Source organism: Winogradskyella ouciana, assembly GCF_009709615.1.
In the GTDB taxonomy this organism is placed as follows: Bacteria; Bacteroidota; Bacteroidia; order Flavobacteriales; family Flavobacteriaceae; genus Winogradskyella; species Winogradskyella ouciana.
In genome coordinates, this window is record NZ_WJYA01000008.1 from 137,956 (window position 1) to 163,454 (window position 25,499).

Sequence of the window (25,499 nt, forward strand, 5' to 3'; positions counted from 1 at the left end):
TTTAGAATTTAATATCCAACTCTTTTGAAACTTTTGAAGTTCCATCATTTGCCGAATACATCCATTTTATACCACTCTTAAAGACTATAGCATCTTCTCCTTTGACGATATAGACATCCTCTGCTGCTGTTTTCAACAAGGTCATAAAAATTTTAGATTTGGCATTTAAAATTTGAAATCCTTGAGGAATACTTTTTGCAATTAATCTATTAGTATCTTTAGTAGTGGGTGTTTTCTCTGTTTCTTTTTTAGTTTCAACTTTAATAACAGGTTTTTCCTTTTTTACCTCTTTTTCTCTTTTTAAGTCTTCAATCTCCATAACCGTTACGGCATCAACCTTCTCTTCCACATTTTTTACGGCTACTTTTTCTTCAGTATTAACTTCCTGTTTTTCCTTAGGTTTATAGCTGTAATTAAGTTTTTCAATAGATTTAAATGCATCTGCTAAAGCTTCACGATGCCTTTTCTCATGATTGTTCTCTCCAGATTGCCCAACATCACTCTTTAGAACAAGTTTACCATTACAGTCTTTTAGAATAATCTCTAACTTGGTTTTTCTAAATCCGCCTTTTACCTCCTTTACATCAGCATACAGTGCCTTGCATCTGTCATTAAACAAATCTTCTGGCAATTGCTCCTCGTTAAAATAGACATCAAAGCCTTCTCCTTTAAACAGAACCCTTGTCACTGTGTTTAATCTATAAGTATCTTTGCCTTTGAGAAACTCATACTGAAGCGGAATAACGATGTATTTATAATTGTTTATATCAGTTTGCGCTTCAGATTTAAAGGCAAAAGTTATAAGGATACATAATATGAGGATTTTTTTCATCTCTAAAATTTTATGTTCATGGTGTACTTGGTGATGTCTCCATTGGTGTTTTCGTAATAAACCCATTGGTTATTTTCCTTATAGACAATGGCATTCTTGTTCTTTACCATAAACACATCTTTTGCACCTGTATTAATTAAAAGCATAATAATTTTAGGTTCGGAATCCACTAATTGGTAACCGTCTTTTACAGCTTGGGCATAATAGAGTTGGGCATTGCCTCCTGCTTCATTAATTGTTTCAACAACTTCATCTGGTTGTTTCACCTCCGACTCTTTTTTATCATTAGACTGAGGTTCTTGTTTTTCTACTGTCGTTGCATTGACTTCAGATTTTGGGCTATAGTTATAGTTTACATTCTTAAAAGTCTCAAAAGCATCTCTTAAAGCTTCATTATAGGCTTTATCAAACTTCTTTAATCTAGATTCCCCAACTCTAGAGACCATCACCTCATTATCAAAACAATCTTTTAAGGCGATTTCTATTTTTGTTTTAAAAATTCCGCTTTTATCGTTAGACACGTCTACCATTAATGCCAAACATCTATCATTTTTTAAATCTTCGGGCAAATCCTCGTCAATTAGATAAGATTGATAACCATATTTATTGAACAAAAAATTAGTGAGTGAGCTTAGTTGGTATTCATCAGCACTTTTAGAAAACTCAAACTGTTTTGGCACTAGTATATATTTATAATCATTAATGCTCATTTGTGCAAACCCGCTCAAACACATTAAAGTGATGGATACTGTAAGTACTGCTTTTCTCAACATAATATAGGCTATAAATGGTTTACTAAATCTTTTAACTGAATTATTCTTTTGTAGTGATGACGATGAGCGTTTTTATAATCAAAATGAATGGTGTCCATACCTACCTTATCCGCTCCTTCTATATCGGCCTCTAAACTATCGCCAACCATTATACTTTCTTCTACCTTAGCATTTGCAATGTCTATAGCAAAATTAAAAATTTTTGGATTAGGCTTTTTTACTCCAACCATTTCCGAATTGGTAATAGTTGTAAAGTAGTCTCTAATGTTAGAGCTCTTCATTTTTCGTTCTTGAGCTTCCTCAAACCCATTGGTTATTATATGCAATTCATATTTGTCTTTGAGATAGTCGAGGATTTCAAAAGTGCCTTCAAACAAATGATTAAAAGTGGTTAAGTGGTCTATGTATGCAACGGATAGATTATTGATCACATTATCTTCAATCTTAATACTTAAAGCATCAAAAGCTTCTTTTAACCTTCCGTAGCGTAAATCTGTTTTAGACACACGCTCTTCTCTGTAAAGCTTCCAATATTTTAGATTTATAGGCTCGTAAACTCCTAAAAAATCATCAAGCTTTGCATTAATATTATTTAACTCAAAAATTTTCTGAAATGTCAATCCAGAATTTTTATCAAAATCCCAAAGGGTATGATCTAAATCAAAAAAAACGTGTTTTATATTCCGTTTCATTCGGCAGATTCTAGTATTAAATTAAAAAGTGCTCTAAAGCCTTCCCATTGATTAAAACCACTAAAGGTATAATTATGAAATACTGGTGTAAACGTACCGTTAACAGCTTTCACCTCGTTAATCAATTTTTGCAAATGCTCTTGTTTATCCAACTGGGATTGGTACTTTAATAATGCAAAATCCAAACAATGATATGGGTTAATTTTTAACGGTGTTTGTACCTCATAATCTAAATCATAAAACTGAAAAGGTGTACAAGTTCCTGCTCTAAAACCAAGTGTATCAATATAACCCATGGTAAAATCTTCATTGATTTCCAACTCTATTAAATTCCTGTAGGATTGCGGAAGGTTGAGCTTAGAAAATGAATGCCTTACCGCTTTTAATTCGGTATTAATAATGGCTTCCATTTTAAGCTTTTCTTTCTTTAGGATTGAAATATCCTCTAGAGCAAAATATGAGGCTTTTATTCCTATATCGCAATAATCAGCAACGGATTTTATAAGTGATACAAATTCCTTTTTATTGATACTGATATTTTTATCATAAGTAGAATAATCTCCAATTAGAAACAGCACCATAAACTTAAAGTCACTTTGCTTTTGCTTGTTTATTATCCATTTAAAACTATCATAAGGATCGCGCTTAAAACCCATAAGTACCAAATAGCGCTGATACAGTTGTCTTAATCTAAGTCTTCCTAGATCAGAAAAGGTTCCACCAATAGTGCGCAATAATCCTTTTTTTCTGAAATAGTAAGCCGATGGCACATCTATAATGGGCTGAAGCTTATAATCTCGCTTCGGAAAATCAAAATCAGGAAAACGACTTTTTAAAACGGATTGCAGTTTATACGCCCAAACATCCACAACAGGCTGATTTAAAAATCGATGTTTATGAGCTATACTCTCTTTCGCCATAAATCGTCCGTAATCATCTTTTACATGAGGCAAATATTCTTCATATCGACTCAACAAATAAAATGATGCCGCAAAAATATCGAAAGGTAAATCACTGCGTTCACTTGCTGCAAAAAAGCCCTTGGTGTTGTCCCATTGATGCACTTGTATATCTATATCAGACAGGCCTTGCTCAAACAACAACTCGTTACTTCTTACAAACAACTCATTGCTTAAAGGTTGCTTGGCATAAGACATCTTAAGGCTATCGTGAGCAATAAAATCCTCTACTTTGGATGTAAATTTTACTTCCAAACCCAATATACGCTTACATATATGCTTGAAAACATATTTTAAACGTGGCGTAATTTTATGGGTGTAAACTAATAGCATTTTTTCAGTTTGCAGTATTCAGTAGCAGTTTGCAGTTTTAAAATTAAAGAATGCCTTCATCAGCGAAACTAAAATACGCTTTCTCTGTAACAATAAGGTGATCTAGCACTTTAATATCTAAACTTTGGGCTGCCGTTTTTAATTTTTGGGTAATATCCTTATCAGCATTACTTGGTTTTAAGGTTCCAGATGGATGGTTATGACAGAGGATTAAAGCCGTAGCGCCTACTTCTAGAGCATTCTTTAGCACTAAGCGTACATCGACCAAAGTGCCAGTAATACCGCCTTTGCTCAATTGATTTTTCTGAATGACTTTATTTGAATTGTTGAGATACAAAATCCAAAACTCTTCATGAGGCAATTCTCCCAACATAGGTTGCATAATATCAAAAACCGAACGACTAGATTCTATCTTATCTTCATTGACCGTGTCTTCTATGCGTCTTCGTCTACCCAGTTCTAAAGCTGCGGCAATGGTTATGGCCTTTGCTTCGCCTATGCCTTTAAATTGCATTAACTGTTTTATGGAAAGTTTACCTAAAGCATTAAGATTATGGTCTACACTTGCCAAGATACGCTTACACAAGTCCACAGCACTTTCTTCCCGACTTCCCGAACCAATAAGAATGGCAACCAATTCTGCATCGCTCAATACAGCTTTACCCTTATCTCTTAATTTTTCTCTTGGTTGATCATCTTGTGACCAGTTTTTAATGGAAAATGACGTCTGTTTTTCTGACATGTGCTAAAGATAAAAAATTGTAAATTTAAGCGTCTAAATAATTCGACTAAAAATCAATCAAAATGAAATCTATTTTTGAAGAAGACACTTATAACGAAATTAAGGAACGCATCTCAAACCTCGATGAAAACACACAAGCCAAATGGGGCAAAATGAATGTCGGGCAAATGACCTGGCACTGTCAAGGTCCTTTTAACATCATACTTGGTAAAGATCATTATGGTATGAAACCCAACTGGCTCGCCAAAGTATTCTTTAAAAAATCACTTTACAATGATAAACCATGGCGAAAAGGATTGCCAACGGCTAAGTTTTTAAAAACACAAGAACAAAAAGATTTCAATACTGAAAAAACAAAACTCGAAGCTTTATTAGATGAAGCTTATTCCCAAAGAGACAAAACCGAGTGGGAACCACATCCTGCCTTTGGTTATTTTACAGCTCAGCAATGGGGACAAATGCAGTATAAGCATTTAGATCATCACTTAAAGCAATTTGGAGTTTAGTTATTGATTATTTTCAATTGAAGAATGACGAATTATTTTTCCATTAAATATTATTAAATAATCTTTAGTCATTATATGAACTATCCTCCAAAACATCATCAAGACGACGACATCAATCACATAATTGAGGTTATTAAAACCTATCCATTGGCTACGGTTATTTCAGTTAAGGATAATCAACCGTTGATTACGCATCTGCCGTTAATTTATGATAACGAAAAACTTATAGGACATATTGATATTTATAATCCACAGAAAGAATTGCTCAAAGACGATAATGATGTGACGCTCATCTTTGGCGGACCACAATGTTATATCTCGCCTACGGTCTATTCCACAACCCAATTACCCACTTGGAACTATATAAAAGTCCACTTAAAAGGAAAAGTAAAGGCCATTGAAAGTAAGGAAGCCTTAAAGCAATCCTTAATTACAATGACCGAATTTTTGGAAGCGCCAGACCATAAGTATATACTCAAACCAGACAACCCAAGATTAGATAAAAACCTCAACTATATTGAAATGTTTGAAATTTCCATTACCGATTGGGAAGGGAAATTTAAACTATCACAGGATAAAAAACCAAAAGACACCAAATTAGCTCGAGAGGAATTGTTGAGGGCAAACCAAAAAAGTGTAAAAGCATTTTTAGATAAAGTATTCTGAAAATCAGTAACTTTAGAGAACAATTTCAAAAAGCCATAAGCATGAAAGATCTCAAAAAAGAAGACATCAAACAAGAAGTGTTTGATCTTTACGACGATTATGCCCACAATAAACTCAACCGCAGACAATTTGTTGAAAAACTATCACTTTATGCTGTAGGTGGTATTACGGTAACTTCGCTTTTGAGTTTTATGTCACCTGATTATGTCAATAGCCTACTGGTAAAACCAGATGACCCAACCTTAGATTCTAGATTTATTGAATACGAATCGCCTAAAGGTGGCGGAACAATAAAAGGCCTATTATCCAAACCTAAGGATATAGACGGTAAATTACCAGGTGTTGTTGTGGTACACGAAAACAGAGGGCTCAACCCTTATGTTGAAGATGTGGGCAGGCGAACAGCAAAAGCCAATTTTATCTCATTGGCACCAGATGCACTTTCCCCTTTGGGAGGTTATCCAGGAAATGATGACGACGGCAGAACCATGCAAAAAAAGCGTGACCGAAATGAAATGCTCGAAGACTTTATTGCCGCGTACCACTATCTTAAAAATCACAAAGATTGTAATGGCAATGTTGGTGTCGTCGGGTTTTGCTTCGGAGGTTGGATTTCTAACATGATGGCCGTACGATTACCAGAATTAGGAGCTGCAGTACCTTATTATGGCAGACAGCCTGAAGCCGAAGATGCTAAAAAAATTAAAGCTCCACTCCTACTTCAATATGGCGAGCTAGATACCAGAGTTAATGCTGGTTGGCCTGCCTTTGAAAAAGTGCTGCAAGAAAACAATATTGAGTACGAAGCTTACATCTATCCTGGTGTCAATCACGGATTTCATAACAACACCACACCAAGATACGATAAGGAAGCTGCACAATTATCTTGGGACAGAACCATAGCTTTTTTCAACAAGCATTTAAAATAAAATACTCGAAACTTCCTGTAAGATTTACGATAAAATGTTAACTAATGTATCTTTACAACCCATTAGTAACAAAAAATTCATGCAACATCAAAAAGTCCTCAATTATATACAAGACATAATAGTAAACATACCTGCCGATTGGTTAAACCTAACGACCCATCGTTTGGATATTTACAACGAAAAACTGGCGAAAACACAGTTTGTTACACAGTTTGAAAAATTGTATTCGGCAGAAAATGTCAGCACCAAAGCTTTAAGCGAATTACCAACAGCTTACGATTATATACGATTAGGGCATCCGCTGTCTTCGGTATTAGAATGGACCATTGCCAAACTCAACAATTTAAATACTGAAAATGTAATCAGTTTTTCTTCTGAAACTATTCCTGTGCTAGCTGTGTTACGCACCAATTTGTTAGCCAGCAGAAACACAAGAATTCTATACACCGAAAGCTTGCCAAAAGCTTTCAATGCAGAACTTCTAAAATCGGTGTACAATTATAATATGGAAGTTGAAAAAATTCAAAACCTCGATCAAGTAGACCCTTTTGATGGTTCCACAATTTTGATTTCCAACCATGAAAACATCGAATTGAATATTCAGAATGAAAACATCGATTTTTACGTAAATCTATATGAAGATTTAGGTAGTGTGTTATTGATTTCTGGACAAGCAAAAACCAGTTTCATTTCAGATATACAACATGTGCGACGTCGTGAAACTATTGCCATGACACCAGCCAATTGCTTAATGGCACTAAAAGCATACGCTGATCAAACCACTTTTTCAACTGACAACCTAGATACTAAAAGTCATAAGACTACCGTAAAATCTATAATCAATGACATCAATACAACTTCAGGCGACGCCTTGGTAGCATCTAGTGGTTTATCGATGCAGTATGCCATAATGATGGGATTGATTGACGATGCCCAAAAAGAATATCCTGGTAAAGCCATAAAATTTGTGGTTCCGCCAAATTGTTATGGTGGCACCAACGACCAAGCTAGACGTGTTGCAGCATGTTTGGATAATGTTGATATTGTAGATCTACCTGTGGATGGTGATAATGACATGGTAAATAGTGTAGAAAACGTATTAACACAACTCGCAAAAGAAGACGCCATACCATACATCATTGCAGAAATCCCAACCAATCCACGTGTCGAGGTTCCTGATTTAGAAAATTTAAAAGCGGCATTAAGCAAAGAACGGCAAACACCTACTGGAGATGTAGCGATTGCACCAGTATTTATTTTAGATCAAACGTTTTGTCCTAACGTGCAGTTTTTAAGTGAAGATGGTATATTGTCTGGTGTAAAAACCATTGCGTATGTGAGTGGCTCAAAATTCCCAAGTGGTGGAAAGTGTACGGCTGGTTATTGTGTTGCCAATACCAAAGCAGAACATTTGATTCAGCCTATCGCCACACATCTCGAACTTTGCGATAACGAAGCTACAGCTTTACAATACCAAATTTTAGCAGCACAAATGCCATCCATGCTAACGCGTATTGCAGACGCTTACAAAAACACAAGAGCCTTTGTAAACTATATACAAGAGGTATTACCCGAAGCTAAAATCAATTTTGTTTCTGAGGAATTGGCAGCACAAGGCTTTACTCCTTCTGTGTTTTCGTTGGACTTACCTACAAAAGGAAACACTGATGAAGAACGTGAACAATATAAACGTGCGCTAAATCTTAGGCTTATTAATCTAATGATTACAGAAATCCCTAACGAAAGCAAATACTGTGTGAGCTACGGACAACTAAAAGGGTGCTATTGGACCATCCCAGCCACCTCAACACAAGGCACCACCAAAGAAGGTGATAAGGATTATATTGCTCGTGTTTCTGTTTCGCCAGATTTAGATTTGGAGAAACATAAAGATGTGTTTTTGGAGTTTGTTGAGGGGATTTAAATACTAATATTCAAGTTTTTACAATTTGACTTTCTCGGAAATTTCAACGAACTTCTCTATCCTCTGATATAAGTCATTGAAATGATTTCATATCATTAATGTTAACTATAAACTAGAACTCACCGTTTAACCAGTACATTTCTATTTCTCAAAACATCATCCAAACAAAACAATAAATAGCTGTTTCTGCATTTGTACAAGAGTGACTTTATCGACAAAAGAATGTGAACAAAAAATCTAACAAAACCAACAAAACGAACAAAACTTTTTTAACTTGTAAAGCTGAATTTGCAATAGTATGATAAAAGAAAGAATTAATATAGAAAATATTGACGGACAGATATTTGAAATAAAAATAGTCGAGCCAGACAACTCTAAACCAGCTTCTTTTACTCATTATTTACACAATCACAAAAACGGAGTTTCTCAGTTTTATAAAAAGGACGCTCTTGCTTTCGTGAAAGAAATACTATCGAGAGAATATCCAGAAAATCAAATAACCAATAAAGTTGCAGAAGAGGCACTTCAGTTTTTGATTTTTGACCTGAATAAATCTGTTCCCTTTCCAGCACCTGAAAAACCTAAATTCAAATTTATTGATCTTTTTGCAGGAATTGGAGGATTTAGATTGGCACTGCAAAATCTTGAAGGAAAGTGTGTATTTACTAGCGAATGGGACAAATATTCCAAACAAACATATAAAGCCAATTTTGGTGAAATTCCTTTTGGGGATATAACTAAAGAAAAAACAAAAAGCTACATCCCAGATAACTTCGATATTCTCTGCGCAGGTTTTCCTTGTCAAGCTTTCTCAATCGCTGGAAGACGTGGCGGATTTGAAGATACTCGAGGAACACTATTTTTTGACGTAGCCGAAATTATAAAAGAGAAACAACCGAAAGCAATTTTCCTAGAAAATGTTAAAGGTTTGCGTAACCACGATAAAGGAAAAACATTAGCAACAATACTAAATGTACTTCGAGAAGATTTGAATTATTATGTTCCCGAACCGCAAATACTAAACGCAAAGGAATTTGGTGTTCCGCAAAATCGAGAGCGAATTTTCATTGTTGGCTTTCGCAATGATTTAGGTATAACAGATTTCAATTATCCAAAACCAACAGATAAAACTGCTGTGTTGGATGACATATTGGAAGAAAATGAGGTTTCAGTAAAATATTATCTTTCTACAACTTATGTTCAAACTTTAAAAAACCACAGAGCAAGGCACGAAAGTAAAGGAAACGGATTTGGCTATGAAATAATTCCAAATGACGGGACTGCAAATGCAGTTGTTTGCGGTGGAATGGGTAGAGAAAGAAACTTGGTTTTAGACGACCGCTTGACCAATTTTAAACCAATTACCAATATTTCGGGCGAAGTAAATCGTGAGGGAATTAGAAAAATGACACCACGAGAATGGGCAAGACTTCAAGGATTTCCTAATAATTTTAAAATAATTGTATCAGATGCTCAAGCTTACAAACAATTCGGAAATTCAGTTGCAGTTCCAGCTATTCAAGCAACAGCGCAAAAAATAATTGAAAAACTGCAAATCAAATAATGGGATTATTACAAGATTTAGATATAGTTAAGGGAACATCAACTCTTGCAGGTGGAATATTTGAAAAACTGTTTCCGTCTTTTATGGAAGTTGAATACGAAAGACCAAGCGAGTATATTTCAAAATATTGGGAGGCGTATTTACTACAAAGAGATGTTCTTCTAGACAACGAACAGCAGAAAAGAGGTGTCAATGGTAAAATTTTCGAAATCATCATTGCAACCTTGCTAATTCGTGAAAAAATTTATCCAATATATATGAACGCTAAAGTTGCGTTTGTGCCAAACATAAACTATGACCTTCTACTCTATTCTACCGATAAAGGTCCAATTTGTTTAAGTGCAAAAACGTCATTTAGAGAAAGATACAAACAAGCAGATTTAGAAGCAATTGCAATGAAATATGTTCATCGCAGGTCTAATTGTTTTTTAATAACGCTATCGGAAGATGATGCTAATATGGTAAATGCAAAACAGAAAATTGGCGATGTAATTGGATTGGATAGCGCAGTCTGTGCTATAAGTACAGATTTTGACAATGTGATTAAGGAAATTAAAAAATTGAATTTAGTCGAATCGCCAAAGATTAAAGTAATTACAACAAAACAAGTTGTAACTGAAGACAAAATTAAAGCAATATTTCCCAACTCATAAAGTCATGCACAAAACCCGATAGCAAAACTATTAAATTAGCGACTTCACCTCACCAAAATCCAAACCACCATAATTACCAGAACTCATCAACAACAACGACTTGTTGTCAAAATTCTGAGAGAACAAAAAGTCTTTAAATTCTTCTGGGTTGGTATAGATAATTAAATCATCACGTTCAAAAGCATTGGCAATTTGCTGTTTGGTGACTTCTTCGAGTTTTTTAATTTCTACGGCGTGTGGAGAATAGAACACTACGGCAACATCTGCAGCATCTAAAGCACCTTTGTATTCTTTTAAGAATTCGGCGTTTAAGCTACTGTAAGTATGTAATTCCAAACACGCGACTAAAGTTCTATCGCTATATTGTTCTTTTACGGCTTTGGTTGTGGCTTCAACCTTACTTGGTGAATGTGCAAAATCTTTATAGGCAACACTTTTTGAGGTTTCAGCAATTTTTTCTAAACGTTTGCTTGCACCTTTAAAGGTAGAAATCGCTTCGTAGAAATCATCTTCGTCAATACCCATGTGTTGGCAAATCCATTTGGCTCCAGCTAAGTTGTTCAGGTTGTGTGCTCCAAACACTTCAATTGGCATTGGACCTTCTGGAGTTTCCAAAAGGGTTTCACCATTTTCAACCGTATATTCTGGAGTTTGGTAAGCAATCTTTCTGATTTGGTTTTCAGAGGCTTCCACTACGCGTTTTACTTCTTCGTCTTCTTCGTTATAATTAATACTTCCACCAGTGACAATAGAATCTACAAAAATCTTAAACTGCTCCACATAATTTTCATACGTTGGAAACACATTGATATGATCCCAAGCAATACCACTCAGCAACGCAATATTAGGTTTGTACAAATGGAATTTTGGTCGCATGTCAATTGGCGAACTCAAATACTCATCACCTTCCAACACCATAAAGTCATTGTCTTCAGTGAGTTTTACCATGACATCAAAACCTTCCAACTGCGCACCAACCATATAATCCACATCTTTATCGTGATAATGCATCACGTGCAAGATCATTGAGGTAATAGTCGTTTTTCCATGACTTCCACCAATAACCACACGGGTTTTATGTTTGGCTTGTTCGTATAAAAATTCAGGATAACTGTAGATTTTTAAACCGAGTTCCTGGGCTTTAAGCAATTCAGGGTTATCGGCTTTGGCATGCATACCCAAAACTATGGCATCTAAATCAGACGTTATTTTTTCAGGATACCAACCAAAAGTTTCAGGCAATAAGCCTTTAGCTTCTAATCTCGATTTTGAAGGATCGAAAATAGTATCGTCACTTCCTGTGACCTTATAACCTTTATTGTGAAGTGCTATGGCTAAATTGTGCATTGCTGCACCACCAATAGCGATAAAATGTACGTTCATAAAACAAATATAAATATAGATAAGAGATTAAAGAATAGAGATGATAGAAAAAGGTAAATCTCGATTACTTTTTCTACCTCTGTCCTCTTTTCTAGTCTCTTTATTCTAGAATTTACAACTCTGGATTCACAGCCAAACTATTAAATAATTTCGCCTTTGTACTAAAGAATTTATTCTGAATCTCAATAGCTTTTAATTGACCATCAATCAATTTTGACTCACGAGAATTGACCAAGAACAACGAGCTTTCTCCCAATTGGAACTTACGTTCTTCTGCCTGTAGCATTCTTTGGTAATCGGAAACCATTTGCTGTGTGATTTCATTTTGAACAACATACGATTGCAGTTCTTGCTTTAGTGCATTAATCTTGTTTTTAAGGTTAATGCGTGTGGCATCGATTTCAAATTCTGTGTCGTTCTGTTTGATTCGTGCCAGTTTTAAATCTCCGCGTTCCTTTCTTAAAAATAATGGAAAACTGATATTAAATCCGCCTTTGTAATCTGCAGTATTAAACGTTCTGGCTACCTCTGGAGTTTCCGTGATGAAATTATACTCAACATCGATTCTTGGCAACAACTTGTTGGCTTTTAAACGCGTATCAACCTCTAGGCTTTGTAATTTATAATCTAGAGATACCATTTTGGGATGGGACTCAATAATAGTTTCTTCGCTTCGCAATCGGGCGATATTAAAAGTTGCATCTACAATGGGCTCGGTATCCATATCTGGAACAACATTGGGTTGTAACTCCACAGGGACATTATTCTCTAACCATAAAAAATTAGAGAGTTCTAAAGCTGTTTTCATTAACTTCACTCTAGACTGCTCCAGACTCAGTTTTCTATTATTTACAGCTATTCTGGCTTCCGTGGCATCGATTTCGGCATTTTCCCCAACTTCCACGCCCTTTAAAACACCTTGATAACGTTGTTGGGCATTGACCAAAAAGTTTTCGAACAACTGTAATTCATTATAGGCTTGTAACCATTTAAAATACAACAAGGAAGCCTCGTACAAAATCTTATTGACATAAATATCGCGATCTGCTTTAGCCTGCTCCCTAAACAATTTAGCTTGTTTTAAAGCTGCCATTCTATTATTAATCAACAGACCTTGACCAAGCGGTATGGAAACACCAGCACTGTAAAGTCCATCTTCGGGCACAAAGGCTTGAGGGTTTAGAAAGTCGCCAGTATTTTCTTCAAATGTAGCCTTTAACTCTACACCAAACCATGTCGGGATTTTAAACATTCCATTTAGCCTATCAAAATATTCTGTATTCTTGAATTTCTTTCGATCATAATCTACCTCCAATTTTGGATCGAATGCTCCACGAGATTTCATGAGTTTCGCCTGACTTTCATCAATGACCAATTCGGCCTGTTTTACAATAGGATGAAATTTCTTCACATAGCCCAAATACTCATCAAAACGAAGTACATTAGATAATTCTTCGGTTTGTGCAAAACCAAAGGCTCCAAAACAAATACAAAGTACCGTCAATAGATATCTCATCTGTTATTTTGTTTTAGTGTTTGACGTTGTCTCTGGTTGATAATAATTTGGTGGGAAGCCGTTAAGTTTTCGCCATAGCTCAAACCAAATTGGCACATCATCCAATAAAGCCATGGTAAAAGCGCCTGAGCCTGCTCGTATATCCTTTGGCCAAGGATTATCTTCTTCGTCTGGTGCCAACAACACTCTAAACTTACCATTATCACTTATAAAGTTCTCAATCGCAACCACTTTTGCTCCATAGGTTCCGTAAGATACATTTGGCCAACCACTAAAGACAATTGCAGGCCAACCATCAAACTGTACACGCACTTTTTCTCCAATGTTGAGCAGTGGCAAATCTATGGGCTCGACAAAAGTTTCTACTGCTAAATCTACTTGTGCAGGCATAATACCAACCAAGGCTTCCCCTTCCTTAAATGTTTGCCCTACTCCACCTCTGAGCGCCTTATTGATGTAGCCATCGTAAGGTGCAGTGATGTACTGAAGCTCGTTTCTCAGCTTGTAGTTAGAGTATTCGTTATCTAGTTTAGACACTTGCGCCTCGGTATCGAACTGGCTCGATTGGGCCGTAAACTTATCGCTTTGCGCTTTTGAAATCTTATCGGAATACTCGGCATTGACACGAGAAATTTCGTACTGCGCATTAATAACCTCGTTCTTACTCGCTAATAATTTATTTTCTTGAGAGATTAATTTTGCCTCTGTTTCCTGAAGTTTTAAACGCTTATCCTCAACGTCTTTGGTAGCTTTAAAACCTTCCTCTTGCAATGTTAAGGTTCGGTTGAACTGACGTTGCGCAATTTGTTTGTTGGTTTTAGCAGCTTCTAAATCGATACTATCACTCTGTACTTTGAGCTTCGCTTGCATCAATTTATTTTTGGCCTGCTCTAGTTTTAATTTTCGCTCATTTATCAATGCAGCTATTTGTCGGTCTAATGCTTTCACTTTTTCACCATAGGAACCAACAGATAATGCTTTAGCATCACGTTGCTGTGCTGTTCGTTCTACTAAATTAGGGTCGAAATATTCGCTTTTGATTTCTGAGATTTTCATAATGGTATCTCCCTTCGCAACAAAATCCCCTTCGCGCACAAACCACTGTTCTATACGACCAGGAATTGGAGATTGAATACTCTGTGGACGTTGATCTGGTGTTAAGGTTGTGACTTGCCCTCTACCTGTAATATTTTGTGTCCATGGCAAAAACAAAATGATAAAACCTATGATTGTAAAGGCTCCAAGAAATCGATTAAAGTACTTGTAGTAGCGACCGTGGAATACACGTTTTCCAGATTTAGAATCGGAAATATCCACAGATTTATTAAGCTGGTTATGTGATATATTTAGCATCGTTGTTCTTTTTAAATGATTTCACCTTTGTTTAGTGTAATAGCCTGTGTGCAGTTGTTCGACCAGTCGTTGTTTGTACTCACAACAATTAAGGTCCAAGGATTAGCATCGTTAGTAAGGAAGTCAATGATTTTCTTCACTTCATTTTCCTCAAATTGCTCTAATGGATCTTCTAAAATGAGTACTCGTGGTTTATCTACAATAGCTCTAGCCAATACAATCTTTTTGGCTACACTGAATGAAATTTGTTTCCCTTCTGGATAGAGAACCGTGTTTAACCCTTGTGGACTTTCCTTGATGAATTGTGTTAAACCAACATTTTCAATTGCCCACATTAATTGTTCATCTGATATTTCTGTATTTCCAAAAGTAATGTTCTCCCTTATCGTTCCTTCAAACGGAGTTTCATCTGCCAAGGACATTCCAAAATGTGATCTATAATGGTTTAAATTGATGTTACTGAGCATATACTTATCGAGGTATATTTTACCTTTGGTAGGCTCAATGACTCCTCCAATTAATCGCAGTAAACTTGATTTACCTGCTCCACTTTCACCCTTAACCAAAATACGGCTCTTAGGGTGAATCTTTAATGATACGTTTTTCAGAATATCCTCTTCCCTATTAGGAACGTTATAAGAGACGTTGTTCAATTCTATACAGAAGTCGTCCTTAAACTCTGGTCTATCTCCGTTGTGCATTTCTAACTCTTTATCCACAACCTGCCCCATTTTTTCCAATGACGTCAATACATCGTAAAAGGACTCTAGACCAAGAATTAATTTTTCAACTGAACCGATAACCAAAAGAATGATAATTTCAGCAGCGACAAATTGTCCGATATTCATCTCTTGGTTCAATACCAATAAACCACCAATTAACAACAGCCCAGCTGTGACAATTACCTTGAAGCCTATCATTTGTATAAACTGCAACACTAAAATCCTAAAGTGGCTTTCTCTGGCCACCAAATAGTCGTTGACCAATTCGTCATTTTTATCGACAGCAAGAGTCGTTTTTCCTGAAAGTTTAAAGCTTACTATGGCTCTAGCAACTTCCTGAATCCAATGCGCCACCCTATATTTGTTTTGGGATTCCATTAAACTCGTTTCCATTCCTTTTTTGGCCGTGAAATTAAATACCACATACACCAACAAAAGCAATAGAATGCCAAAAGCGATAAAAAACGGATGGTAAAACGACAGTAAAATCAAAGAAAAAATAATCTGTAAGACTGCAGCGGGAATATCCACCAATATCTTCGCCAAACCTTTTTGAATGTTCAAGGTGTCGAAAAAACGATTTGCCAACTCTGGTGGATAGTAGTTGCGTAATTCATTCATTTTTATCTTTGGGAATCTGTAGGTAAACTCAAAAGAGGCTCTGGTAAAAATACGTTGCTGAATCGTTTCTATGATGCGCATTTGCATGAGTTGCAATATGCCCACAAATGCCACACCCACCGTTACCAAAATCACCAGAATGACCCAAGACGTGCTTACTTGAGCTCCCTGGATTAAGTTTACTATGGCCTGTATTCCTAGTGGTAAAGTCAAAGCTAAAATCCCTGAGAAAACAGCATAATAAACCACTTGTAATAAATCTCTCTTTTCTAATTTTAAAAGGCCTACAAGCCTTTCCCAAGGAGACATTAATTCTTTATTGTTCATAACTAATCGGTTAGAGCATTGATGGTTAAATCTTTGAAAAATTCTGTTGGAGTTGTTTTAGAGTCACAATCTGTTATGGACCTAAAGTGTTCTTTAAGAAAATGTTGATGAAGTGAACCTTCTACAATTGTACTAGCCAAACTAGACGCGAATTTATAATTTGGATTGACATTAGAAATCATATCGCTCAAACGTTTTATCAATCGCTTATAGACTACAAAGTAACCCTCTTTGTTTTCCTCATCTACTTCTTTGGTTAAATATGATTTTGAATATTCATTAATGATTATTTTATTGAGCACAACCTCGTTGACATGTGTAAACATGACATCCTCCTCAATAGTTTTGGTGACTATTTCAATGGCCTTAAAGAGTTTCTGTTTTTCATCTGGCATGTTGTGAGTGGCAAACACCAATTGATACTCAACCCATGCCCAGTACCACGAGGTTAAGTACAATAAGAGCTTATGTTTACTTTCAAAATAACGATAGATTGAACTTTCGTTTGAACCTATTTTAGCGCCCAACTTTTTAAACGTGAAACCGTCGAACCCTATCTCATCTATAAGCAAAATACCGTGCTCTATTATACGCTTACCCAAATCAGAAGACTCGGGATCTTTGATATATATTTTATCAGGCACTGCTATTTTTAAATTTGAAAGTAAATTTATCATAATTAAAATATTTAATTGCAAAGATAATAGTATTACTATTAATTTTAAATTTTTAACAAAAAATTATGCTAGTGATACACTAGCATAAAATATGATAATTAACTTAATGATTATGGTCTAAAGCCCTTCTATAGCCTCTTTTTCATCTTTAAACACCTCAATTTTTGGTAAGCCGGTAATGGCTTTATCTATCCATTTTAAGGCTTCGGTCTTTTTGTTTTGGTGTTTATAGATTTGCGCCAAACGGTAATAAGCCCATTCCTTTGGTACTCCATCTTTAGCAGAGTGGTTGGCTAAATAGGCTTTAAGGCATTTTTCACCTTTATCGAGCTGTAAATTGTAATCGGCACAGACTTTCCCGATTTGGTAATGCATAGCGTTGCGTTGGAGCTTTTGTTGCGCTTCCTCTAAATTACCAATAGCTTCGTTCGGCTTATCTTGGGTTTGATAAAAATTGGTCAGTTTTTCGTAACAGGTTACTGAACCACCAACTTTAATGGCGAGTTTATAATATTTTTCGGCGAGTTCTGGTTCGTCATCATATTCATAGACATAACCTTTAGCCAAGTAGCCATCAACTTTAGACAAGTTTTGTAGTTCATTGGCATATTTTAGCGCTTTAGAATTACTTCCGCCTACAATACCTGGTAGAGATACATACAATTCCACCAAAGCCCAACGTGCATCAATATGTTTTGGGTCTAATTCAGCAGCTTTTAAGAAAGAGCTCTTAACATCACCTATAATGGTCAGTGCTTTTAGTTTACTAGTACTTAAGGCCTTCATACCTAAGGCTCCACCATATTTATAATGGTAATTGGCATTGTTTGGGTAAGTCTCTTTTAATTTTTCGTATTGTTCAATGGCTTTATCCCATTTTTTTTGATGTCCATAAGCATCTCCCAAAAGTTCAATAGCTTCTTTATCATCTGGATTAGTTTCTAAAAATGTAAGCATTTCGCTTTGGGCATTTTTAAACTGTTTTTTGACAATAAACGTTGTGGCCTTTTCTTTTGCTGTTTGAGAAAAGCATAGTGATGATATTAAGAATATCCAGAAAAATTTATACATAGCATATTTAAAAACTTAAACAAAAATACAATTAATGGTTTAGTCGTAAAATCTTAATTTAATAACGTTTCGTTTCACTCACAAATTGTTTAACTTCACTCATTGAAACGACACACTCACGTTTTAAAGCTTTTTTTGGAACACCTTTTGAAGGTATTTTGTACAAAACGAAATGAATTCATGAAAACTTATATCTCAATACTAATGCTAATTTGCTTTGCTTCTTTTTCTAATGCCCAGAACGATTTTGAAAGTCAATGGGAAAAAGTCACCAAACTCGAAAAAGATGGACTGACTAAAAGTGCAGCAGAATTAGTTGACACCATCTACAATGGCGCTGTTGCCGCTGAAAATAAGCAACAACAAATAAAAGCCTTATTGCACAAGAGTAAATATATGCTTGTGCTCGAGGAAGATGCGCAACTCAATATCGTTAATCTTTTTAAGTCAGAAATTGAAGCTTCAGAAAATATCGTTACCAAGCACCTTTTAGAAAATATGCTGGCAACCATGTATTGGCAATATTTTCAGCAAAACCGATATAAATTTTATAATCGTACTAAAACTACCGAAAAGGTAGATAATGTTGATTTTAGGACTTGGGATTTGGAAACCTTATTCCATGAAATCCATGTGTATTTTCACAGTTCACTTGAGAATGGTTTAATTCTACAACAAGAGCCTTTAAAAAACTATAATGTGCTTCTGCACGAAGCCGAAGGTTCTAAAACCTACAGACCAACCTTATACGATTTATTGAGCCACAACGCGCTTCAGTTTTATAAAACCAGTGAGAACAGCATTACGCAACCTGCCTATAAATTCACTATTGACCAACCTGAATTTATTGCTGATAGCGAACAGTTCATCAACTTGAATTTAACCTCAAAAGATTCAACATCGCTTCAACTACAGGCTTTAAAAATTTATCAAAACCTATTAAAGTTTCATCGCGATAATACCATTACAAAAGCTTTTGTTGATGTAGATTTAGAACGTTTAAAGTTTGTGGCGCAACATGCCACCTTTCAGAATAAAGAAGCCTTATTGCTCGAAACTTTAAAAGGAAAAGCAGACGCTCTTAAAAACAATCCGCTTTCAGCACTTTATAATTTTGAAATTGCCTCGGTTTACAAAGCAATGGGAAACCGCTACAATAGTAATCCAGATGGAAGTAAAGTGGATGACACTAACCGTTGGAAGCTAAAAGAGGCTTTGGAAATATGTGAAAGTGTTATTTCAAAATTTCCTGAAAGTGATGGCGCAAAACAATGTAAAATCCTAAAACAGCAAATTCTGTTGCCAAACATAAGACTTCAGGCTGAAGAATATATTCCGATCAATTCCGCATCACGAATTTTAGTGAGCTACAACAATCTCACCAGTTTAGATTTCAAGATTTATAAGGTCAGTAAAAACCAATTAGAGAACTATAATAAGTCTTATAATGCTGAAGAAAAAAGTAAGTTTTTCAGCAAGTTGAGTCCAATAAAATCATTTTCCAACACTTTAAAATCCGAAAACGACTACCAAGAACACAGTACGGAAATCATTGTGCCAGAATTGGCAAATGGCCTATATCTTATAAAAGCAGATACCAAAACCAATGATGTTTTTGCGGCTTCCCATATTCAGGTGACGGATTTAGCGTTATTGGAAAGCGATCAAAATGATGTGGTGAATTATCAGCTCATCAACAGAAACAATGGAGCACCAATTGTTGGTGCTGCGATTAACATTACCTACAGAAACAATAGAAACAAACTGTTATCGAAAACATACACCACAGATCGTTTTGGAAAATTTAAGTTCAACAAAAACAGTAGTTATTACAGAGCTGTAGAAGTCCGTGTGAATCACAAAGACGAAACCGCCTACTTTGGTGATTACCATATTGGCAGAAAATACCAAACACGAGAAAACAAAGACACCCAATACACCGTTTTTCTATTTACGGATCGTAGCATTTACAGACCTGGACAAACCGTTTATTTTAAAGGTATTGCCACAGCAACCAAAGATGGAAATACAGAGGTTTTTGCGAATGAAGCTGCCAAAGTAAAACTCAAAAACGTTAACGGTGAAGTGGTTAGTGAACTCACTTTAAAAACCAATGAATTCGGTTCGGTGAGTGGTGAATTTATTTTACCTAACGATGGACTTACGGGCAACTACTCCATAGAGATGTTCTGCGGAAGAAATGGCTATACCTATTTCTCAGTTGAGGAATACAAACGTCCAAAATTTAAGCCAGAATTTCAACCTATTACCGAAACTTTTAAAGTTAACGACAGTATTACCGTAAATGGTTTAGCCAAGGCTTTTGCTGGAAGCAATATTACAGATGCCAAGGTGGTTTATCGTGTGAATCGCCAAGTACAATTCCCAACTTGGTGGTACTGGAGACGACCAGGTCATTTCAATGCCGAAGCTCAAGAAATTACGTTTGGCGAAACTAAAACCAATGATAAAGGTGAGTTTGAAATTACCTTTAAAGCCATTCCAGATGAGAGTGTCTCAAAAGACAATTTACCAATTTTTAGATACGAAGTCACTGCTGATGTTACCGATATTAATGGTGAAACACGTTCCGTAAGTACAACGGTTAATGTGGGTTACCATGCTATGACTTTACAGATTTCTGCACCTAATACGATTGATAAATCGAAAAAAACGATTGAAATTTCCCTTAATTCCATGAATTTAAATGGAGAGGAAGTTCCTGCAAAGGGAACATTGAAGGTTTATAAGTTAAACGCACCAGAACAGGTATTGCGAGAAAGACCATGGAATGCACCAGATTACCAAGTGATTTCCAAAGAGGAATTTAAACGTCTATTTCCGCACGATCCTTACAATAATGAACACCTGATGACCAATTGGGAAAAAGGAGAGGAAGTTTTCAGTACATCATTCGATACTGAAGAAGAAAAGACCATAACGCTTAAAAAGTTGAGAAAATGGGATTCCGGTAAGTATATCATTGTTGCCGAAAGTGAAGACAAGTTTGGGCAAGAGGTAAAGGATGAAGTCTTTACAACACTTTATAGCGATGATGACAAAACCGTTGCCGATAACCAATTATTTGAAGCCACTTTAGACAAAGACAGTTACAACGTTGGTGATATAGCAAAGCTAACTTTAGGCTCTTCGGCCAAAGATGTTACCGTTACGGTTGAAGTTGAAAAGGATGGCAAAATCATTGTGACGCAATTGGTAAAACTGAGCAATTCTAAGCAAACAATAACAATTCCTGTTTTAGAAGGTGATCTCGGAGGATTTGAAGTTCATGCTAGTTTTGCGGCTTTCAATAGCTATATAGCACAACGTTTTGGAGTGAATGTGCCTTATCCAAAAACCGATTTAGAGATTGAAACCACAACCTTTAGGGATAAGCTACAGCCAGGACAAGATGAAACTTGGAGCTTTAAAATTAAAGGCCCAAAAGGAGATAAGGTTTCTGCTGAATTATTAGCAAGTATGTACGATGCCTCGTTGGATGAATTCAGAACACATGACTGGAATTTTAACCCTATTCACAGAAGGTACTACTCCGGTAGAATAAACAAAAACCATAGACAGAGTTTTGGCAATACGAGTTTTAGGGTATTTAACCGTTTTGAACAAATTGCGAATTATAGCTCACAAAACTATGACCAGTTGAATTGGTTTGGGTTTTATTTTAAGTATGGTAGAACTCGTTATTTGACGAGAGGAATAGCTTCTGGTCTTGAAGTTGAGGCAGCTGTTAGTGAAGCATTTGAATCTGACGAAAATTTAGAGTCAGTAGTTGTTATGGATTCTGAAAGCAAAAAGGCTTTAGTTTACAATAGTGTCACAGAACAAAGCGGAGGAACCAAATTAGCTGAACGAAATCCAAAAGAAGAAAAAGTTGATTCTGATAATATCCAAATCCGAAAAAACCTAAACGAAACAGCCTTCTTCTTTCCGCATTTACAAACCGATGCAGAAGGTAATGTAAGTTTTAATTTTAAAGCTCCAGAAGCCTTAACCAAATGGAAACTGCAACTCTTGGCACATACCAAAACTTTGGAAAGTGCAGTCACACAATTGGAAGCTGTTACACAGAAAGAATTGATGGTAATACCAAATGCGCCACGTTTTTTACGTGAAGGAGACCAAATTACCATTAGTACTAAAATTGCAAATCTTACTGATAATGAGCTAACTGGTATGGCTAAATTAGAATTGACAGATGCTGTTACTGGAAAAGATATTTCTAAGGACATACTGGTCGTTGAGCGTAGTCGAAACGACAATTCTGAAGATGGCACTTCGACTTCGCTCAGCGCCCAGAACTTTTCTGTCGACGCAAATGGAAACACACAAGTCTCATGGTCTTTGGCAATTCCAGAAGGTTTACAAGCCGTACAATACAAAGTCATTTCAAAAGCTGGTGATTTCAGTGATGGTGAGCAAAACGCACTACCTGTTTTAAGCAACAGAATGTTAGTCACAGAAACACTACCAATGTGGGTACGTTCTAATCAGACGAAGATGTTTACGTTAGATAAATTGAAAAAACAGACATCAACGACGCTCAGCCACCATAAATTGACATTGGAGATGACATCCAACCCAGCTTGGTATGCGGTTCAGGCGTTGCCTTACTTAATGGAATATCCTTATGATTGTAATGAGCAGACGTTTGCACGTTACTATTCAAATGCTTTGGCGCAACATATTGTAAAATCGAATCCAAAAATTGAAGCTGTTTTCAACCAATGGGCTTCGACAAGCTCAGCCAGCTTACTATCGAATTTAGAAAAGAATCAACAGTTGAAGTCATTATTGATTCAAGAAACACCTTGGTTACTTGATGCACAATCTGAAACCGAACGGAAAAAGCGCATCGGATTGTTGTTCGATCTTAGCAAAATGAACAATGAATTGAGTTCTGCTTTACGTAAACTGAAACAAAACCAATTACCTTCTGGTGCTTGGCCATGGTTTAATGGTGGTTATGCGAATCGTTACATTACACAACATATCGTTTCTGGTTTTGGACATCTAGATAAACTTGGTGTCACTTCGACTACGCTCAGTGACCAAAATGCTATGATTCAAAACGCCATACAGTACTTAGATGCCGAATTTGTACAAGAATATAAAGACATTAGAAAGTACAACAAAGACGTTGATTTGAGCAAAGACCATCTGTCTCACATGCAATTGCATTATTTGTATGTCCGCAGTTTTTATCCTGAAATAAAAGCTTCAAAAGATGTAGAAACCATCATGGATTATTACAAAGGTCAGATTCAAAAGTATTGGTTAAAGCGTTCATTGTATGCCAAAGGTTTAATGACCTTAACCATGCACAGAATGAACGATGACGCCACTGCTGGTAAAATTCTAAAATCATTTAAAGAAAATAGCATCACTTCTGAGGAACTGGGTATGTATTGGAAATCTAACACCAATTCGTGGCATTGGTACCAAGCACCAATCGAAACCCAAGCCTTGTTGATTGAAGCGTTTGCTGAAGTTGGCGATGTCATTCAGAGCGAAGCGAAGAATCTCGAAGACATCGATAATCTAAAAATCTGGTTGCTAAAAAACAAGCAAACCAATAGCTGGAAAACTACTAAAGCCACAACGGAAGCTGTTTACGCCTTATTATTACAAGGAAGTGACTGGCTAAGCGTTACCGACATGGTTGATGTGAAAGTTGGTGATGAAACCATTTCACCCAAGACTTTAGATAACGTAAAAGTTGAAGCTGGTACTGGCTACTATAAAACATCATGGACAGGTTCTGAAATTGAACCAGAAATGGCAGATGTTACCATTTCCAAAAAAGGCGATGGCATTGCTTGGGGAGCGATGTACTGGCAATATTTTGAGGATTTAGATAAAATCACCTCAGCTGAGACTCCTTTAAAACTGAGTAAAAAATTGTTCTTGAAAACCAATACAGATAAAGATGAGGAAATTTCTGAAATCACTTCAGATACTAAATTAAAGGTTGGTGATTTAGTTAGAGTGCGAATAGAACTAAGAACGGATCGCTCTATGGAATTTGTACATCTTAAGGATATGCGTGCCGCAGGTTTTGAGCCTACCAATGTGTTATCACAATACAAATGGCAAGATGGATTGGGTTATTATGAAAGCACTAAAGATGCCGCTACTAATTTCTTTATGGATTATCTACCAAAAGGGGTTTATGTTTTTGAATATGACCTAAGAGTAAACAATGCTGGTGATATGAGCAATGGTATTAGTACGATTCAGTCTATGTATGCGCCTGAGTTTAGTAGTCATAGTGAGGGAGTGAGAATTAATGTTGAGTAATTGTCTCGCAAAGGCGCTAAGACGCAGAGCATAAAATGTAAAGCGTCATTGCGAGGAATGAGGCACGAATGACGTGGCAATCTGTTTGTTTTTTAACAATTATTAAAAGATTGCTTTGTCCTTCGATCTCGCAATGACAGAAATATGTTATTTACTACTAGGAGGCGTCGTTGGACGCACTTCAATTTTACTAGGTAAGGTTCTCGGATTCATTTTTAATAAATCGATAACAAGTTCACCGATATCTTCAATCTGAATTTTCCACGCATCTTTATCGCTAGGTTCATTACCATTAAAGTGTGTAGAAACAGAACCTGGCATAATGGTACTCACTTTAACTCCATACTTACGCAAATCCAACATTACCGCTTGCGTAAATCCGGTTACTCCAAATTTACTCGCATTATAAGCAGAGCCACCAGCAAAGAAATTTGTACCTGCCAAACTTGAAATGGTGATGTAATAACCTTTCGAGTTTTTAAGTGCATCGACACTGGCCTTTATGGAATTAAAAACACCTGTAAGATTGGTGTCTATCACTTGGTTCCATTGCTCTGAAGTTAAATCCTCTATACTTCCAAAATGGCCAAGACCAGCATTGGCAATAACAATATCCAATTGCCCAAAGGTCTTTAAGGCTTGATTAACCGCTTCTTCTTGGCTATCCAGTTGCCTCACATCTGCTTGAACTCCAATGATTGATCCTGTACTATTGGTTTTTGAAGCTAATTCTTCTACAACTTCGTCTGCTGCATCTTTGCTCCTACTGGTTATAACTACTTTTAAGCCTTGATTGAGCAAAGCTTCTGCCACACCATATCCTATACCTTTTGTACCACCTGTAATGAGTGCTACTTTTCCTTTTAAATTGTCCATGTTTATTTTTTTGATTTCATTCAAAATTACGAAACCAATGAGGAAACCTGAAGTTTAAAATG

Annotated in this window: 19 protein-coding genes; 7 read left to right on the forward strand and 12 right to left on the reverse strand. The window is 36.1% G+C overall.

Features of this window, described 5'->3' with window-relative positions; genetic code table 11:
• Position 1 precedes the first annotated feature (1 nt).
• Genes F1003_RS13590 through radC form a run of 5 tightly spaced genes read right to left on the reverse strand, consistent with a single transcriptional unit; the run spans position 2 to position 4,331 of the window.
• Positions 2-832, reverse strand: coding sequence for a hypothetical protein (locus F1003_RS13590; protein WP_155089982.1), 831 nt, complete (start codon positions 830-832; stop codon positions 2-4).
• 2 nt (positions 833-834) lie between these two features.
• On the reverse strand, positions 835-1,605 hold the full coding sequence (locus tag F1003_RS13595) for a hypothetical protein (RefSeq protein WP_155089983.1): 771 nt from the start codon (positions 1,603-1,605) through the stop codon (positions 835-837).
• Positions 1,606-1,613: 8 nt separating this feature from the next.
• A complete protein-coding gene (locus F1003_RS13600) occupies positions 1,614-2,297 on the reverse strand; it encodes a YjjG family noncanonical pyrimidine nucleotidase (protein WP_155089984.1) in 684 nt (227 codons plus the stop codon).
• On the reverse strand, positions 2,294-3,589 hold the full coding sequence (locus F1003_RS13605; RefSeq protein ID WP_155089985.1) for a polysaccharide deacetylase family protein: 1,296 nt from the start codon (positions 3,587-3,589) through the stop codon (positions 2,294-2,296). Before F1003_RS13605 ends, F1003_RS13600 begins: the two co-directional genes overlap by 4 nt.
• 43 nt (positions 3,590-3,632) lie before the next feature.
• Positions 3,633-4,331, reverse strand: a complete 699-nt coding sequence (radC, locus tag F1003_RS13610; RefSeq protein ID WP_155089986.1) for a RadC family protein — start codon at positions 4,329-4,331, stop codon at positions 3,633-3,635.
• 62 nt (positions 4,332-4,393) lie between these two features.
• Here radC and F1003_RS13615 point away from each other — a divergent pair, with 62 nt between their 5' ends.
• The 6 genes from F1003_RS13615 (at position 4,394) to F1003_RS13640 (ending at position 10,573) form a co-directional block, all read left to right on the forward strand.
• Positions 4,394-4,837 (forward strand): DUF1569 domain-containing protein, encoded by a 444-nt coding sequence (locus tag F1003_RS13615; RefSeq protein ID WP_155089987.1) that lies wholly within the window; start codon positions 4,394-4,396, stop codon positions 4,835-4,837.
• Positions 4,838-4,912: 75 nt separating this feature from the next.
• Positions 4,913-5,503, forward strand: coding sequence for an FMN-binding negative transcriptional regulator (locus F1003_RS13620; RefSeq protein ID WP_155089988.1), 591 nt, complete (start codon positions 4,913-4,915; stop codon positions 5,501-5,503).
• Between the two features lie 41 nt (positions 5,504-5,544).
• The gene (locus tag F1003_RS13625) at positions 5,545-6,432 is read left to right on the forward strand and encodes a dienelactone hydrolase family protein (protein WP_155089989.1); all 888 of its coding nucleotides are present in this window, start codon (positions 5,545-5,547) and stop codon (positions 6,430-6,432) included.
• A 79-nt stretch (positions 6,433-6,511) separates the two neighbouring features.
• A complete protein-coding gene (locus tag F1003_RS13630) occupies positions 6,512-8,356 on the forward strand; it encodes a PLP-dependent aminotransferase family protein (RefSeq protein ID WP_155089990.1) in 1,845 nt (614 codons plus the stop codon).
• Positions 8,357-8,654: 298 nt separating this feature from the next.
• Positions 8,655-9,920: a DNA cytosine methyltransferase gene (locus F1003_RS13635; protein ID WP_155089991.1), complete on the forward strand. Its 1,266-nt coding sequence runs from the start codon at positions 8,655-8,657 to the stop codon at positions 9,918-9,920.
• Positions 9,920-10,573 (forward strand): PDDEXK family nuclease, encoded by a 654-nt coding sequence (locus F1003_RS13640; protein WP_155089992.1) that lies wholly within the window; start codon positions 9,920-9,922, stop codon positions 10,571-10,573. The genes F1003_RS13635 and F1003_RS13640 overlap by 1 nt, the downstream gene beginning before the upstream one ends.
• Positions 10,574-10,603: 30 nt before the next feature.
• On the opposite strand, the gene F1003_RS13645 is transcribed toward F1003_RS13640, so the two are convergent.
• From F1003_RS13645 to F1003_RS13670, 6 genes are all read right to left on the reverse strand, one after another.
• The gene (locus tag F1003_RS13645) at positions 10,604-11,956 is read right to left on the reverse strand and encodes a UDP-N-acetylmuramate--L-alanine ligase (RefSeq protein WP_155089993.1); all 1,353 of its coding nucleotides are present in this window, start codon (positions 11,954-11,956) and stop codon (positions 10,604-10,606) included.
• 112 nt (positions 11,957-12,068) lie between these two features.
• Entirely contained in the window at positions 12,069-13,472 is a 1,404-nt protein-coding gene (locus F1003_RS13650; RefSeq protein WP_155089994.1) for a TolC family protein, read from the reverse strand.
• Positions 13,473-13,475: 3 nt separating this feature from the next.
• Complete coding sequence (locus F1003_RS13655; protein ID WP_155089995.1) at positions 13,476-14,825, reverse strand: HlyD family secretion protein; 1,350 nt, start codon at positions 14,823-14,825, stop codon at positions 13,476-13,478.
• A gap of 11 nt (positions 14,826-14,836) precedes the next feature.
• Positions 14,837-16,495, reverse strand: a complete 1,659-nt coding sequence (locus F1003_RS13660) for a peptidase domain-containing ABC transporter (RefSeq protein ID WP_155089996.1) — start codon at positions 16,493-16,495, stop codon at positions 14,837-14,839.
• Between the two features lie 2 nt (positions 16,496-16,497).
• On the reverse strand, positions 16,498-17,172 hold the full coding sequence (locus F1003_RS13665) for a TetR/AcrR family transcriptional regulator (protein WP_155089997.1): 675 nt from the start codon (positions 17,170-17,172) through the stop codon (positions 16,498-16,500).
• A gap of 117 nt (positions 17,173-17,289) precedes the next feature.
• A complete protein-coding gene (locus tag F1003_RS13670) occupies positions 17,290-18,243 on the reverse strand; it encodes a tetratricopeptide repeat protein (RefSeq protein ID WP_155089998.1) in 954 nt (317 codons plus the stop codon).
• Positions 18,244-18,423: 180 nt separating this feature from the next.
• On the opposite strand from F1003_RS13670, the gene F1003_RS13675 reads away from it, so the two are divergent.
• Entirely contained in the window at positions 18,424-24,561 is a 6,138-nt protein-coding gene (locus tag F1003_RS13675; RefSeq protein ID WP_155089999.1) for an alpha-2-macroglobulin family protein, read from the forward strand.
• Positions 24,562-24,708: 147 nt separating this feature from the next.
• Here F1003_RS13675 and F1003_RS13680 read toward each other — a convergent pair whose 3' ends face one another.
• Positions 24,709-25,437, reverse strand: a complete 729-nt coding sequence (locus F1003_RS13680) for an SDR family oxidoreductase (protein WP_155090000.1) — start codon at positions 25,435-25,437, stop codon at positions 24,709-24,711.
• Between the last annotated feature and the right edge of the window lie 62 nt (positions 25,438-25,499).

Excerpts from the sequence above, each read along its gene's own strand:
- F1003_RS13615 (WP_155089987.1), top strand. The coding sequence starts at position 4,394 with ATGAAATCTATTTTTGAAGAAGACACTTATAACGAAATTAAGGAACGC.
- F1003_RS13655 (WP_155089995.1), bottom strand. The coding sequence starts at position 14,825 with ATGCTAAATATATCACATAACCAGCTTAATAAATCTGTGGATATTTCC.
- F1003_RS13660 (WP_155089996.1), bottom strand. The coding sequence starts at position 16,495 with ATGAACAATAAAGAATTAATGTCTCCTTGGGAAAGGCTTGTAGGCCTT.
- F1003_RS13605 (WP_155089985.1), bottom strand. The coding sequence starts at position 3,589 with ATGCTATTAGTTTACACCCATAAAATTACGCCACGTTTAAAATATGTT.
- radC (WP_155089986.1), bottom strand. The coding sequence starts at position 4,331 with ATGTCAGAAAAACAGACGTCATTTTCCATTAAAAACTGGTCACAAGAT.
- F1003_RS13675 (WP_155089999.1), top strand. The coding sequence starts at position 18,424 with ATGAAAACTTATATCTCAATACTAATGCTAATTTGCTTTGCTTCTTTT.
- F1003_RS13590 (WP_155089982.1), bottom strand. The coding sequence starts at position 832 with ATGAAAAAAATCCTCATATTATGTATCCTTATAACTTTTGCCTTTAAA.
- F1003_RS13680 (WP_155090000.1), bottom strand. The coding sequence starts at position 25,437 with ATGGACAATTTAAAAGGAAAAGTAGCACTCATTACAGGTGGTACAAAA.
- F1003_RS13645 (WP_155089993.1), bottom strand. The coding sequence starts at position 11,956 with ATGAACGTACATTTTATCGCTATTGGTGGTGCAGCAATGCACAATTTA.
- F1003_RS13670 (WP_155089998.1), bottom strand. The coding sequence starts at position 18,243 with ATGTATAAATTTTTCTGGATATTCTTAATATCATCACTATGCTTTTCT.
- F1003_RS13630 (WP_155089990.1), top strand. The coding sequence starts at position 6,512 with ATGCAACATCAAAAAGTCCTCAATTATATACAAGACATAATAGTAAAC.
- F1003_RS13635 (WP_155089991.1), top strand. The coding sequence starts at position 8,655 with ATGATAAAAGAAAGAATTAATATAGAAAATATTGACGGACAGATATTT.
- F1003_RS13595 (WP_155089983.1), bottom strand. The coding sequence starts at position 1,605 with ATGTTGAGAAAAGCAGTACTTACAGTATCCATCACTTTAATGTGTTTG.
- F1003_RS13665 (WP_155089997.1), bottom strand. The coding sequence starts at position 17,172 with ATGATAAATTTACTTTCAAATTTAAAAATAGCAGTGCCTGATAAAATA.
- F1003_RS13625 (WP_155089989.1), top strand. The coding sequence starts at position 5,545 with ATGAAAGATCTCAAAAAAGAAGACATCAAACAAGAAGTGTTTGATCTT.
- F1003_RS13640 (WP_155089992.1), top strand. The coding sequence starts at position 9,920 with ATGGGATTATTACAAGATTTAGATATAGTTAAGGGAACATCAACTCTT.
- F1003_RS13600 (WP_155089984.1), bottom strand. The coding sequence starts at position 2,297 with ATGAAACGGAATATAAAACACGTTTTTTTTGATTTAGATCATACCCTT.
- F1003_RS13650 (WP_155089994.1), bottom strand. The coding sequence starts at position 13,472 with ATGAGATATCTATTGACGGTACTTTGTATTTGTTTTGGAGCCTTTGGT.
- F1003_RS13620 (WP_155089988.1), top strand. The coding sequence starts at position 4,913 with ATGAACTATCCTCCAAAACATCATCAAGACGACGACATCAATCACATA.